14 protein-coding genes and 1 riboswitch are annotated in these 12,909 nt (G+C 34.2%); of the genes, 9 read left to right on the top strand and 5 right to left on the bottom strand.

Annotated features, from left to right (window positions below):
* Positions 1 to 72 precede the first annotated feature (72 nt).
* Entirely contained in the window at positions 73 to 1,086 is a 1,014-nt protein-coding gene (locus AC5LWL_RS14010; RefSeq protein ID WP_493434879.1) for a sensor histidine kinase, read from the bottom strand.
* Positions 1,083 to 1,775, bottom strand: coding sequence for a response regulator transcription factor (locus AC5LWL_RS14005; RefSeq protein ID WP_493434878.1), 693 nt, complete (start codon positions 1,773 to 1,775; stop codon positions 1,083 to 1,085). The genes AC5LWL_RS14010 and AC5LWL_RS14005 overlap by 4 nt, the downstream gene beginning before the upstream one ends.
* Positions 1,776 to 1,960: 185 nt before the next feature.
* Between AC5LWL_RS14005 and AC5LWL_RS14000 the strand changes: the two genes are divergently transcribed.
* Entirely contained in the window at positions 1,961 to 2,941 is a 981-nt protein-coding gene (locus AC5LWL_RS14000; protein WP_493434877.1) for a ketoacyl-ACP synthase III, read from the top strand.
* Between the two features lie 168 nt (positions 2,942 to 3,109).
* On the opposite strand, the gene AC5LWL_RS13995 is transcribed toward AC5LWL_RS14000, so the two are convergent.
* Positions 3,110 to 3,607 carry a hypothetical protein gene (locus tag AC5LWL_RS13995; RefSeq protein ID WP_493434876.1) on the bottom strand — a complete coding sequence of 166 codons (498 nt, stop codon included), beginning with the start codon at positions 3,605 to 3,607 and terminating at the stop codon, positions 3,110 to 3,112.
* Positions 3,608 to 3,991: 384 nt separating this feature from the next.
* A riboswitch (M-box (ykoK) riboswitch) is annotated at positions 3,992 to 4,155 on the top strand.
* Between the two features lie 401 nt (positions 4,156 to 4,556).
* On the opposite strand from AC5LWL_RS13995, the gene AC5LWL_RS13990 reads away from it, so the two are divergent.
* The 3 genes from AC5LWL_RS13990 to AC5LWL_RS13980 all read left to right on the top strand — a co-directional run bounded on the left by AC5LWL_RS13990 (position 4,557) and on the right by AC5LWL_RS13980 (position 7,831).
* Positions 4,557 to 5,537, top strand: a complete 981-nt coding sequence (locus tag AC5LWL_RS13990; RefSeq protein ID WP_493434875.1) for a magnesium transporter CorA family protein — start codon at positions 4,557 to 4,559, stop codon at positions 5,535 to 5,537.
* Positions 5,538 to 5,751: 214 nt separating this feature from the next.
* Positions 5,752 to 6,672, top strand: coding sequence for a ketopantoate reductase family protein (locus AC5LWL_RS13985; protein WP_493434874.1), 921 nt, complete (start codon positions 5,752 to 5,754; stop codon positions 6,670 to 6,672).
* A gap of 178 nt (positions 6,673 to 6,850) precedes the next feature.
* Positions 6,851 to 7,831, top strand: coding sequence for an HD-GYP domain-containing protein (locus AC5LWL_RS13980; RefSeq protein WP_493434873.1), 981 nt, complete (start codon positions 6,851 to 6,853; stop codon positions 7,829 to 7,831).
* 772 nt (positions 7,832 to 8,603) lie between these two features.
* Here AC5LWL_RS13980 and AC5LWL_RS13975 read toward each other — a convergent pair.
* The gene (locus AC5LWL_RS13975) at positions 8,604 to 8,864 is read right to left on the bottom strand and encodes a YueH family protein (RefSeq protein ID WP_493434872.1); all 261 of its coding nucleotides are present in this window, start codon (positions 8,862 to 8,864) and stop codon (positions 8,604 to 8,606) included.
* A gap of 340 nt (positions 8,865 to 9,204) precedes the next feature.
* On the opposite strand from AC5LWL_RS13975, the gene AC5LWL_RS13970 reads away from it, so the two are divergent.
* The 4 genes from AC5LWL_RS13970 to AC5LWL_RS13955 all read left to right on the top strand — a co-directional run bounded on the left by AC5LWL_RS13970 (position 9,205) and on the right by AC5LWL_RS13955 (position 11,508).
* The gene (locus AC5LWL_RS13970) at positions 9,205 to 9,858 is read left to right on the top strand and encodes a TVP38/TMEM64 family protein (RefSeq protein WP_493434871.1); all 654 of its coding nucleotides are present in this window, start codon (positions 9,205 to 9,207) and stop codon (positions 9,856 to 9,858) included.
* Positions 9,859 to 10,001: 143 nt separating this feature from the next.
* Positions 10,002 to 10,226 carry a hypothetical protein gene (locus AC5LWL_RS13965; protein ID WP_493434870.1) on the top strand — a complete coding sequence of 75 codons (225 nt, stop codon included), beginning with the start codon at positions 10,002 to 10,004 and terminating at the stop codon, positions 10,224 to 10,226.
* A gap of 252 nt (positions 10,227 to 10,478) precedes the next feature.
* Positions 10,479 to 10,955 carry a GyrI-like domain-containing protein gene (locus AC5LWL_RS13960; protein ID WP_493434869.1) on the top strand — a complete coding sequence of 159 codons (477 nt, stop codon included), beginning with the start codon at positions 10,479 to 10,481 and terminating at the stop codon, positions 10,953 to 10,955.
* 160 nt (positions 10,956 to 11,115) lie between these two features.
* Positions 11,116 to 11,508: a hypothetical protein gene (locus tag AC5LWL_RS13955; protein WP_493434868.1), complete on the top strand. Its 393-nt coding sequence runs from the start codon at positions 11,116 to 11,118 to the stop codon at positions 11,506 to 11,508.
* Between the two features lie 131 nt (positions 11,509 to 11,639).
* On the opposite strand, the gene AC5LWL_RS13950 is transcribed toward AC5LWL_RS13955, so the two are convergent.
* Positions 11,640 to 12,137, bottom strand: coding sequence for a GNAT family N-acetyltransferase (locus tag AC5LWL_RS13950; protein WP_493434867.1), 498 nt, complete (start codon positions 12,135 to 12,137; stop codon positions 11,640 to 11,642).
* Positions 12,138 to 12,338: 201 nt separating this feature from the next.
* On the opposite strand from AC5LWL_RS13950, the gene AC5LWL_RS13945 reads away from it, so the two are divergent.
* Positions 12,339 to 12,896, top strand: a complete 558-nt coding sequence (locus tag AC5LWL_RS13945; RefSeq protein ID WP_493434866.1) for a maltose acetyltransferase domain-containing protein — start codon at positions 12,339 to 12,341, stop codon at positions 12,894 to 12,896.
* The last annotated feature ends 13 nt before the right edge of the window (positions 12,897 to 12,909 follow it).

Below are 12,909 nucleotides of genomic sequence, written 5' to 3'. Positions count from 1 at the left end.
ATAAGAAAACATCCTTCGATTGGGAGAACAAATAAAGAAAGCATGTGACATTTTTGTCACATGCCTGTCATTTTATATGTTTGCCTTGCTGTTAAGGCAGACAAAATCATTTTCTTTCGGAAAGGTTAAGAGAAAGGCAGTTCCCTTATTTAGCATGGATTCAACTTCAATAGTAATAAGAAGACCGTCTGCTACTTTTTTGCTTAAATATAATCCCATGCCTGTTGCATGATTGTTTACATGATTTGTTGTGGAGGTAAAGCTTTTATCAAAAATTCGTGGCAAATCCTTTGCATCGATGCCAACCCCACTATCCTTTATCTGCAAAATAGTGTTTTCCCCATTGTGATAGCTGCTTATTGTAATATCCGCTGCTTCGCTGTATTTTACAGCATTAGATAAAAGCTGACGTATAATAAAGGCGAGCCACTTGCTGTCACTAAGGGCTTCTTTTGTTTTCAACTCTATATCAAATCCTAAGCCCTTTTGAATGCACCATGCTTGCAATGTTTTAATTTCATCGAAAATAATCTCTTCTACATTTGTTTTTTCTATATATAAGTCGTTTTGCATAAAAGGAATTCTTTTTTGATAAAGCTGCTGATCGAGTAATAAATGAATTCGCAGCCACTCATAGGTCAATTGTGCTTTTATTGGTTCATTATCCAAACGGTCAATAATTAAATGCATGGCAGTTAATGGTGTTTTCACTTCATGAATCCAGGCTAGCAGTTCATCCTTTTCCTGTTCTAATAGGATGGAGTTTTGTTGTGCTTCTTTCTTTAGCAACTCTGTTTGATTCATCATGCTTTCTTCGACAATTTTTTCAAAAGGACTTTCTGGAATGGCGATGCTTGTTATATCTAGATTATTTTCTCGTTCTGCTAGACTTTTATAAAAGACGGTTTCTTTATGATAGCGGAAAATGAAAAAGACAATGAAAAAAAGCAAGGCTAAAAAAGAGATATACAGCATGGAATGAAAAGAAATGCTAGAATCCATGCTTGCAATAAAAAGGCTTAGGATTTGTAAAAATAAAATAAACAAGATCCAGCTTCTTTTTTCGGCAAGAAATGTTTTAATCATAATGCTTCCTCTTCTATAGCGATATAGCCTTGACCGACTTTAGTTTCAATAAATCTGCCAAGACCGATTTCATCCAGTCTTTTTCGGAGACGGTTGACATTGACTGTTAATGTATTATCGCTGATAAACCGTTTGTCATTCCATAAACTGTTGATTAAATGATCACGGCTGACAATTTTATTTTTTTGATCAATCAGCTGTTTTAGAATGAAAATTTCATTTTTGGTTAATTCAATCGCAGCACCTGAGTAACTGATCACCATATTTTTTTCATAATCGATTGTTGCACCACACCATGTTTTTAATTCATTTGTTTCCATATTATAATTGTAAACTCGGCGCAGAATTGCTTGGATTTTAGCGATTAATACCTCAAAATGAAAAGGTTTTTGCACAAAATCATCTGCGCCAAGCTGCATGCTCATCACCATATCTGTTGGGTGATCCCTTGATGATAAAAAAATAATCGGCACCTTGGAATGGCTGCGGATCATGCGGCACCAATGAAAGCCATCATATTTTGGCAGCTGTATATCAATAATAACCAAATCTGGTTTTATTTCAGTGAAATCCTGCATAACAGCATGAAAATCTGTGATGCCAAATACTTCATAAGACCACTGATTTAACCGCTCTTTAATCTCTTGGAATAATGTTTTATCATCTTCAATTAATAATAGTTTAAACATAATTACCACCACATCTTTTTTGTTTATCTACTAAGAGTGTAACGAAAAAAGGAAGAGGATGCTAGATAAATGGAAAAAAACGGCTGTTTTTTTAGTGAAAAGCAAAACTATTGCACTTTTTTAATACCTGGTGTTAATATCAGGTTATTATGCTAGATGTTAAAAAACAAAGGAGCTGAAATAGTATGATTTCGAAGGCAAGAATTACTGCGATTGGAAGTTATGTACCGGAATCAGTCTTAACCAATGAAACATTAGAAAAAATGGTTGATACAAATGATGAATGGATTGTACAAAGAACGGGGATAAAGGAAAGAAGAGTAGCAGGGGAACAGGAATATGCTTCTACTTTGGCGTTTCATGCAATTGAGGGCATGATGGACAAATACAATGTAAAAGTAGACGATGTAGACTGTATTATTGTTGCTACAACAACATCTGATTATGGTTTTCCGGGGGTGGCATCTCAAATTCAAGCATATTTTCAAATCATGAGCACGGCAGCCTTTGATTTAAATGCAACTTGTGCTGGGTTTACATATGGATTGCATCTGGCAAATAGCTTAATTACTGCCGGTGCCCATAAAAAAATTCTTGTTGTAGCATCGGAAACGTTAACCAAAGTAACCGATTATACGGATCGCTCTACATGCATCTTATTTGGAGATGGTGCTGGTGCGATGTTAGTAGAATATGACGATAAAAATCCGAGCTTTTTAGCATGTCATATGGGAACAGATGGCCAAGGAGGAATAAATGTATATCGAAGTACATTTGCTGATACGATGTTTCACACACCTTTAACATCTAGCGGAAAAATTGTCCAGAATGGTAGAGAAGTATATAAATGGGCGGTTCGCACACTTCCAGTTGGAATAAAGGAATTATGGAAAAAGGCAGGATTAAATAAAGAGAAAGTAGATTGGTTTATTCCCCATAGTGCCAATTTACGAATGGTGGAATCAATCTGTGAAAAAGCAGAGATTGCAGTGGAAAAAACATTAACAAGCATGGAGTATTATGGAAATACCTCTGCTGCTTCTATTCCATTGGCGTTAAATTTAGGGATAGAAGAAGGAAAAGTAAGAAACGGAGAGAACCTGCTTTTGTACGGATTTGGAGGAGGACTTACTCATTTAGGAATAATTATAAGATGGAATATTTGAGGCATTGTCGATTGACTTATTGATCTAAGTTTGAAGCAGGTAGCAGTCAGAATACACGAAGACTCCCGCGGGAATGCGAGAAAGACGAGACCTCGCAGGAAAGCGAAGTGTATGTATTCTGACTGCGGATTAATTGAGAGTGTAAGAAATCCTCTTTATAGGGTAGCCTTACTTTTTATCTGCTACCATCACAACAACAGAACCAATTAATTTTTTGTCTACATAAGAATCAATCTGCCATTTTCCAGCAGTCATTAAACGGAAGGCCGAATTATATTTTAAAACAGAATCACTATCTGGCGGCTGTGGATCATCACGATCCAGTGCTTTTATTTTCCCAGTAGATAAAAATAATTTTTTCTCCGATTTTTCATTTTGGGCATATAACTCTACTGTTTTTCCTAGTAATGGATCTTTTTCATCCTCTTTTCCCACCCAGAATAACCAAGTATATGTATTTTCTTTTCCAGTTAAAATAGGTTTATCAGCAAGTAATCCAAAGTCACTCAATTCTCCTACTAATTCGTACGTTTTATCTGAATCTGTCCAACTGCTATCAATAGGATTTGGAAGGTAATTCGTTCCTTTATTTGCTTCCTTATTAGAACAGCCTGTACTGCTTAGCAGAATGAAAATAGTACATAATCCAAGCATGATTTTTTTCAAGATTATTCCCCCTTTTTTCTATAGTAATTATTTTACATTAGTTTTTAATGAAAATGTGCTTAAAGTAATATATTGTAAAAAAATGATGCGTTCTGAACCAAGTGAAAAAGAAATAGGCCGGATCTTGGCAACAAAAAGGAAAATATAATTACAATGGCTTGACGAAAATGTTTTCAAGGGTATATAGTGTGTAAGTAGTTAAAGTGCGTGTTCAAAAAGGAGGATAAAAAGGACCGAGAAGTTCGAGGCGGTTTAGCTTTGAGCATCGGAACGTATGGTGTTAATACGTGAGAAGCGGAAAAGCAAACCAACGAAGAAATTCGACGTGTCATTTTTACCGGACTTTTTGAACAACCTCTTAAAGATGATAGGTCGAATTAAATAGTTGTTTTCTGTTAAGTGAGGCTCCTGTATAGAGATACGCTGCTGCCCAAAAATGTCCAAAGACGCCAATGGGTCAACAGGAAAAATCGGATTAAGGTTTTTCTTAATGTAGCTGGATATATTCCTATGCTATACAGTGCTAAAACAAAACGAGGGAAGACATGAATGCAATGTAGATGTACGGATATTGCTGTTAATGGCTTCTTTCAATAGAGAGAGGTTTTTTTGTTTAGAAAAGAACAGATATAGAAAGTTGGATTACTGTCTAGATTTAGCGTCTAGCCCCTGTGAGTATAATCTTTTGATTCTTAAAGTAAAAAATACTTTGAAAGAAAGGGAAAGAGAACATTTACTTCGTGACTGAGCAAGACGCTTGCGCTTATATAAAATGGAGGTGGGAAAGAATGGGAGCGGATGATCCAAATTCGATACAGAAACAAAAAGATAAAAGGAATGAGGAAATAAAGATTCCTCCCGTTCTTCTTAATACCTATCATTTATTGTAAAAGAACGGGAGTCAAAAGTATTCTTTATTGCCTCTAATCGAACTGGAGAGGTGAAGAACATGATTAAGACATATTTATATACAAAAACAAATGAGGAAGTAAAAAATAAAATAGATTTAGCGGATATAAAAGAGCATATGAAAGTAGGCAATGAAAAAGAAAACCTGTTGTGGATCGATCTTTATGATACAACAAAGGAAGAGCTGCAAAAAATCGCAGAAATATTTGATTTTCATCCACTCGCAATAGAAGACTGTTTGCAGCATACACTTCGATCAAAGGTTGATCGTTATGATGGGTATACTTTTTTTATCTTTAATTCCGTTAATTATAATGAAGAAAATGATGTGGAAATCACCACACAGGAATTAAATGTCTTTTTAGGAGAAAATTATATCGTTACCGTTCATCCGAAGCGAATCAAAGCGATAGGGAAAGTGGTCGATACCATCCGCCACAGTAAAACAAAAATGAACCAAGGCGCCGATTATTTTCTATATTGCATAATAGATGAAATTGTGGATGAATATTTTCCTATCTTGAATCGAATTTCAGAACGAATTGATGAATTAGAAGACGAAATGTATATCAATCCTGCAAAAGAAATTTCGGAAGAATTTCTAGCGCTTAAACGAACGATTGTTATATTTAGAAGAGTTATTCAGCCGAAAAAGAGAATCTTTGCGTCTGTTGGAAATCGCTACTTATTTAAAGTACAAGAAGAAAATATCCCTTATTTTATGGATTTGGTCGACCATTTAGAACGAATTGCCGATTCACTTGAAGTATATCGTGATTTAGTATCTGGTGCGATGGACACGTATTTTTCCATCGTTTCTGCAAGAACGAATTCTTCGATGCAGCGATTGACGATGATTACGGTTCTAACAGCAGTTATTGCAGCTATTACAGGTTTTTTTGGCATGAATATTCCGCTGCCATTTCAAGATAAACCAATTATGACTATCGTTGTCCTTGTTTTGCTTATTTTAATTCCTATCCTAAGCTGGAAGTCAGCAAAGAAAAGAGATTATTTATAATTCCTTGAAAAAAGAGCCTTGCTTGGCTCTTTTTTTATTCTTGCAAAAGAAAGAATAAAAGTAAAAGCACTGGCGCCCCCGTGCTTTTTTAAGAGAACAGTTTATCCTCAGTTAAAAGGAATAAACCACTCTTTTCGGCAAAGAAGTGTTTAATAGTTTATTATTTAATTAACTTGTTTTTAAATAGTAAGATGAATATTGGAGGAGAAAATACATGTCAGGTATTAAAAGAATAGCTATTGTTGGACTTGGAGCAATTGGTTCTGTGTATGGAGATATGCTTCAGAAAACAGGAGGTTTCCAAGTATATGCGATTGTCGATGAACAAAGGAAAAACCGGTATAAACAAAACGGCATATATGTTAATAATGAGCCAGTTTCGTTTACATATATAACACCAGAACAAGAGGTGGAAGCGGCAGATTTAATTATTATAGCGGTTAAATATGGCCAATTAGGAGAAGCGATTGCTTCCATTAAACAGCATGTAGGGGAGCATACAATCATTCTCTCTTTACTTAACGGAATCACAAGTGAAGAAGAACTGGCTGCAGCATATGGAAGGGAAAAGATCCTGTATGCTATGTGCAATGGCATTGATTCTACAAGAGACGGACATTCTATTTTTTGTTCCAATCCAGGTAAAATATCGTTTGGAGAGAAGAAAAACAAGCATATAACAGAAAGGGTGCAAAAGGTAAAAGCTTGTTTTGAACAAGGAGCAATTCCAGTAGAAGTGCCAGAAGATATGGAACGAACATTATGGTATAAATTTATGATTAATGTTGGGATGAATCAAGTTTCTGCGGTTACCAGGGCACCCTATGGTTTTTTTCAAGAGTCTGGTTATGCAAGGGATTTAGCGATGGACGCGATGAAAGAGGTTATCAATCTTGCAAAAGCACAATCAATTGATCTACAAGAAAAAGACATGGAAGCTTTTTTTGAGCATATTTTAAGTAAAGTGAGCAAAGATGGGAAAACTTCCATGCTTCAAGATATAGAAGCTAAACGATTAACAGAGGTTGCTATGTTTTCAGAGAAAGTAATAGACTATGGAAAACAACTACATATTGATACGCCCATTAATCAAACACTTTATTCTATTATTCGGACGATAGAAGCTGCTTATTAGTAGGACAAGCTAGTTAAAAGCTTTGTACATTGGTTTGTACAAGCTTTTTTTTGTTGGAAAATCATAAAAAATTCAATTATTTTTTAATAAAAGAAAATATAATCAACGTTACTAACATCTAAAATATGTTATTATTCTATTGACATTATTAAGAAGGAAGGTGGAATTTCTGAAACATTTGCAACAACTGCCTCTGCGCTTAAAGGTTTTTTTGCATTTAGCAGACGCTGTACTGATTACGGATAGTAATCACACGATAGTAGAAGTGAATCAAGAATATGAAAGAATAACAGGGTATGATAGAAATGCTGTTATCGGTTTAAATGCTGGATTTTTAAAATCATCGCTAACCCCTTCGTCTACTTATACTTCTTTAGAAAACGCATTAAATGAATGTAAGCCATGGTCAGGAGTACTTTTAAATAAAAAGAAATGTGGGGGTCTTTGGCATGCTTCATTGACTATTACGCCAATGCGTGAGAAAGAGGAAATCTATTATATTGGCACGTTTCGAGAATTAGAGCAATTAAAGCAAGGAGTTTATATTCCTGAAAGTGAAAAAATAAGCACGGAAAGAGAATTATTGCGAGTATTGGCTATTTCTTGTGAAATTCGCGATCCAGGGATTGAGCAGCATTTATTAAATGTTCAGCGATTAACGGAACAATTAGTAGCCTCGTTTTCTACTAAAAACAACCAGTGCCTCTCTTTACCATATTTATATCAAATCATCCACGCTAGTATTCTCCATGATATAGGAAAAGCGGGTATCCCAGAAGGAATTTTATATAGACCCGGACCATTAACAGAGTACGAAAGAAAAATTATCGAAATGCATCCTTTGATAGGAATGGATATACTAAGCAAAATATCAACAGGCTTGCATCTTGAATTTATAAAAAGTCTAAAAGTAGCTGAAAATATTATAAAATACCATCATGAAAGGTGGGACGGAACTGGATATCCGTATCGTTTAGAAGGCGAGAATATTCCCTTTGAGGCAAGAGTGGTTGCCATTGTGGATGTATTTGATGCTCTAGTCTCAAGAAGGGCATATAAAGATTCTTGGACGGTGGAACAATCTTTAGCATTTATCAAATCACAAAGAGGAAAACAGTTTGATCCGATGCTAGTAGATGCTTTCATAGAATTGTTTTAAACACAAAAGATAGATTGTTAAAGAAGCAAAGAAGCAAAGAAGCAGTCTATCTTTATAGTTAAATGGTTTACCTCTTATATACTGCTGTTTAATTTACTATGTCCTTTTAACGATTTTTATGTTTCTTAAAAATTTCTAGCTTCTTATAGAAATCTTATGACCGTACATAACAATAATTACTTTGGGGATTTTGATAAAAGAACAAGACTAAAGAATGGCAATAGAAAAAGCCAAAAGTTAAAATAATTTAATCTTAAACTGTATTAAAAAAATCTCGCTGATATCCGTTATTTTAAAACGTACTGATGCAAAAAAGATGAGGTAATTAAAGACTCCTACACATAATATAGGAAAATGTAAACTATAGATGACAATAAGCACATTCCTTTCAGCCAACTAAAGGTACCGGGAAGTCAGGTAAGTTGAACTTTAATATAATGGAAAATGAATAGAAAATGGGAGTATGCGCTAGGTTTTCCGAGGCTTACTGCTCGCTTTCCATGGGGCGAGCGGTGAGCCTCCTCGTCGCAGCTCCTGCGGGGTCCCACCTGTCTCGCAATTCCCATAGGAGTCGAGCAGACGCCATTCCAAACATTAATTTTCAATATATTACAATTTATGGAATCTTAGTTGATGACATTGGCAGAAGCGAAATTGGGGCTTCTCCTCCACCTGACTAGACCAACCTGCGAGAGGTAGAGATTTTCATCATTTAAACAGGAAGATAAAAAAATTCCTATAGAAAGATGCGCGATTAAGGGGAAGTAACAGACTATGTACGAATATCATCATATTCGGATGAGTACACAGTAATATTTTTTGCCAGAATGGATGAATCACCATCATACATATGAAAGGTTAAAGAAGCTTGGATATGTTCAAATCTTGTTAGTAAATCATCAGCAGCAGAAAATTCTGTAGACCAATGGATTTTTGGAATCGCAATAATAAACCGGTCATTTGCGGTTTTAAACATATAAAGTTTCGTGTCTTTATTGCCTGTTTGCGTAATATCTTCTAATAATGAAATCATCCTTCCACCTCCGATTACAACTATTATTATACCTTATAAAAAAGTAATTATTTGTACTAGAGGAAAATTTAAACAAAACGTAATGCTAAGTAGGACTTTGTAATAGATTAGTTATGTAGTATGTTACTTAAGTCCTAAAATAGAAAGGATTTATTCCTTGTTGAACGTTGAATAAAGATAACTGCCTATAAATAAAAATGACTTATAGAGCAGATTCATTCTGTGAAAAAAAGGGTATTATAAAGGAGAAAAAATGGAGGGAAAAGTGAGGTGTCTTTTTTTGTAAAAAGACCATATACATATATGAAAAAGGTGATATCTTATTAAAAAATATTGGAGATTGTTTACGTTTGTTGGTTCTGTATTCATCATTTGCTTTCTTTTTTTTGATACAGAGATATTTCAGTCTATTCAAAAGGGGGAAATTCAAACCGTTTCGTCCTTTTTGAAAGAAAACTATTATTATGCGCTTATTTTTAGTTTATTTCTGATGATCATTCAAAATAGCTTTACCATTATTCCACTGCTTGTTGTGATATCAATAAATTATTATTCTTTTGGATTTTTATACGGATTTATCTGGAGTTGGATATCAAGTATACTTGCAGCAATCGTTATATTTTTAGCGGTGCGATATTGGCTCAAAGATATTTCTTTACCAAAAAAATATGCGGATTTACTAGAGAAAATAGAAAGCAAAGGAATATATTATGTTATATATGGTAGAATATTCCCGTTTTTTCCAACAAGTATTTTAAATATTATGGCGGGAACTAGTACGGTTCCTTTAAAAACGTTTGTACTCGGAACGGCTATCGGAAACTTCTTCTATTTTTTTGTTCTGGCCTTAATTCCATTAGGATTTTTGTCAAGTGATATACATCCAGCTATTCTTTTCCTGCTTATTTTATGTGCCATTACCTTGTTATATTCTATTAAAAAAAAGAAACTAGGTTTAATCAATCACATTAAAAAGATAAGACAAAGATTTTAATAGAAAAGAGACAGAATCAGGATAATAATAGGATTCGTCTTTTTTTTGTTTTTTTAAGAATATTAAAAAAATTGAAACTTTATCTAATTTCTTTCGTAAATTAAATAGACAGCTTTTGTGAATATATAAATTAGGAGGAAATAATGATGTATATTGTAATCGTAATTATAGGTCTAGTAGTTGTTCGTACGCTTTTAACAAAAAAGAAAAATGCAAGTATGGATAATCAACATTCACATTTTCATCATCAGCACACAACACACACTCATATGAATGAGATTGGTTATACGGGCAGTAGCAGCAATGATTGTGGTTCTTCTTTTGGAGGAAGTGACGGAGGAAGCTGTGGCGGTGGCGGTGGAGATTAATTGTGGATCGGCTAAATTTTCCACCAGCCTTTTTTAAAAAGTAAGAAAGAATAAAATTTTTTCGGGGCTAAACAAGGTAATTGCACTTTCTTATAAACGGCGGGAAACAATTGTCTTTTGTTTCCTTGTAAAATATGAAAGCGTTTTTCTTGAGAAGAATTATGCTTATTAATTGTTTTAGATTTTTTGTACAAGCTATTATCGAATAAAAAGGGAATTGAAAACTATATAAGTTTGAAAGGAACAGAACAGATGAATGTTAAAGTAATAGCAAAAGATGCGTTTCAAATAATCGGAATTAAACGATCCTATTCATTGAACTCTGATGAAAATTTACGAGAGATTCCTTTATTGTGGAAAGAAGTGAATAGTAATGGAACAACCGATGATTTGGCAAGTAGAAATGATGGGCTAATAAAAGGAATATTAGGTGTTTGTGCAGAAGCAGCAAACACAGAACATAAAATGGATTATTGGATTGCCGTATCCACTAAACAGAAAGAAACTCATGGATATGAGGCTTTAACTATTCCAGCAGCAAATTGGGCAGTATTTGAAGTACATGGACCAATGCCTGCTAGTATACAAAAAGTGTGGAAGCAAATATATACGGAATGGTTTCCAAGCAGTGGATATATACAAGCTGGTACGGTTTCATTAGAAGTATATGGAGAGGGAAATCCAGCAGACTTAAACTATTATTCAGAAATTTGGATACCAGTTAAATAAAATATAGCAGTTGCTAAACGAGCCATAGAAAAAGAGAATAAATCACATAGTATGGAAAACACATCAGGCTGTTTTCAATCGTTTTTATTCAGCTTGATGTGTTTTTCTAATAATTTCTATAAGTTGAAGGTAACATGTAAGAAAAGTAGGAGGTGCATAAATGAAATACTTGCAAAAAGAGCTTACGTTGGATTTAAAGACAAAAATCGAACAAAAAGAAACAATAATGAAAGAGTTAATTGAAAAGGTGTTAAAAGAATATAAACCTATTTTTGCAGAGAAGCGTTTGGTTCTTGATGCGGCATTTGATAAAAACGGGGAGGAGTATTTTCAACCGGGCTATCTATCTTCTCTTACAATTGGTGTCATAGATGAAAGAGGTGAACTTTGTGATTTACATCGTATTAAAATTTGGGAATGCGAACGGATTTTCTTAGGGGTTCCGATAGTAAGTAAATTCCCAGGAAGCAAAGTCATTGGAGAACTTCTTGATGAAACAGGAGAAGAAATAGAACAAGAATTAAAGGAATACATGGATGAATATTTGGAATAATGGAGGAGGAAGAAAAAAGCAGTGCCGAACTGCCCAAGCTGCCTGAAAAATGTTCGCTCTCTTCGTCACTCCCACAAAGTTATTCCACAATTTTTATGGCATTTTCCATTTGAAATGGGAAGAAGTTTAAATCAATGATAAAAATAAGAGGGATGATATAGTCCCGTAGGAGAATAATATTCATTATGGGAATACTTAAAACCTAATTTGGTTAATAAATGCTTGGAGCCATTATTATCTGGATGATGTCCAGCAAATAAATTAGTGGCCTTCAGTTCATCAAATGCATAGTTTATCACCGCTTCAACCGCCTCAGAAGCATACCCTTTTCCCCAATATAAGCTTTTTAGATGTATACCGATTTCAAAAATTTTTTTATCTAAATCATATGGCCGCAAGCCGCAGCAACCAATATGTTCGTTTGTTTGGAGTTCGAAAATTGGCCAGTATTGAACATTATCGATTTTTTGACCTATCATTTCTTTACTCCATCTTTCTTTTATTTCGTTTTCATTAAAAGAACCATTAGCAGAAATAAGCTTGGTAACAGTGGAGTCTCCCCAAAGAGATTTGGCTAATTCCAAATCGGTTTTTTTCCCATATAGAAAAACCGATACGATTGGTTTCAAGAAAATAATGCCTCATACTATCTGCTCCTTCCCTTTATTTATTATCATAACAACATGAAAAATACACATAACCTGTACAATCTTAATTATTTTATCAGCTTTTAAGAAAAAAATTAATTAATAAGGTTTTATAAGTGAAAATAAAGAGAAATTATGTATAATAGAATAATGCTTTTTATACTAACAGCAAGGAGATGACAAATGAAAACTGAAAAAGAAAAAATGATAAGTGGAGAATTATATAGACCTGCAGATGCAATCTTAGTAAAGGAAAGCAAAAATGCACGTGCTTTTGCGAGGTTATTTAATCATACATTAGAAACCGAAACGGAGAAAAGACATGAACTTTTAAAAACATATTTTGGTACCATTGGCAAGAAAATAAAGATTGAGCCTCCTTTTCGTTGTGACTATGGTTATAATATTCATGTAGGCGAGAATTTTTTTGCTAATTTTGATTGTGTCTTCTTAGATGTATGTCCAATCAAAATAGGAGATAATTGTTTTTTAGCACCAGGAGTTCATATATATACAGCAACCCATCCTGTTGATGCAGAAGAAAGAAATTCAGGAAGAGAATATGGAAAGCCTGTGACAATTGGAGATAACGCATGGATTGGTGGAAAATCGGTTATTAATCCAGGTATTACAATTGGCAATAATGTAGTAATTGCGTCCGGTTCTGTTGTCACGAAAGATATTCCAGACAATGTAATTGTTGGGGGAAATCCAGCAAAAATCATCAAAAAAATTGAATGAACGACGAAGCTTT

It is taken from the genome of Niallia sp. WK069_GA_01, from assembly GCF_983173855.1.
Note: the sequence above shows the minus strand (reverse complement) of the source record. Positions and strands in the feature narration are given on the sequence as shown.

What these genes read in the sequence shown, in the direction of transcription:
- AC5LWL_RS14010 (WP_493434879.1), bottom strand. Translation starts at nt 1,086, where the DNA reads ATGATTAAAACATTTCTTGCCGAAAAAAGAAGCTGGATCTTGTTTATT.
- AC5LWL_RS14005 (WP_493434878.1), bottom strand. Translation starts at nt 1,775, where the DNA reads ATGTTTAAACTATTATTAATTGAAGATGATAAAACATTATTCCAAGAG.
- AC5LWL_RS14000 (WP_493434877.1), top strand. Translation starts at nt 1,961, where the DNA reads ATGATTTCGAAGGCAAGAATTACTGCGATTGGAAGTTATGTACCGGAA.
- AC5LWL_RS13990 (WP_493434875.1), top strand. Translation starts at nt 4,557, where the DNA reads ATGATTAAGACATATTTATATACAAAAACAAATGAGGAAGTAAAAAAT.
- AC5LWL_RS13985 (WP_493434874.1), top strand. Translation starts at nt 5,752, where the DNA reads ATGTCAGGTATTAAAAGAATAGCTATTGTTGGACTTGGAGCAATTGGT.
- AC5LWL_RS13975 (WP_493434872.1), bottom strand. Translation starts at nt 8,864, where the DNA reads ATGATTTCATTATTAGAAGATATTACGCAAACAGGCAATAAAGACACG.
- AC5LWL_RS13965 (WP_493434870.1), top strand. Translation starts at nt 10,002, where the DNA reads ATGATGTATATTGTAATCGTAATTATAGGTCTAGTAGTTGTTCGTACG.
- AC5LWL_RS13960 (WP_493434869.1), top strand. Translation starts at nt 10,479, where the DNA reads ATGAATGTTAAAGTAATAGCAAAAGATGCGTTTCAAATAATCGGAATT.
- AC5LWL_RS13955 (WP_493434868.1), top strand. Translation starts at nt 11,116, where the DNA reads ATGAAATACTTGCAAAAAGAGCTTACGTTGGATTTAAAGACAAAAATC.
- AC5LWL_RS13945 (WP_493434866.1), top strand. Translation starts at nt 12,339, where the DNA reads ATGAAAACTGAAAAAGAAAAAATGATAAGTGGAGAATTATATAGACCT.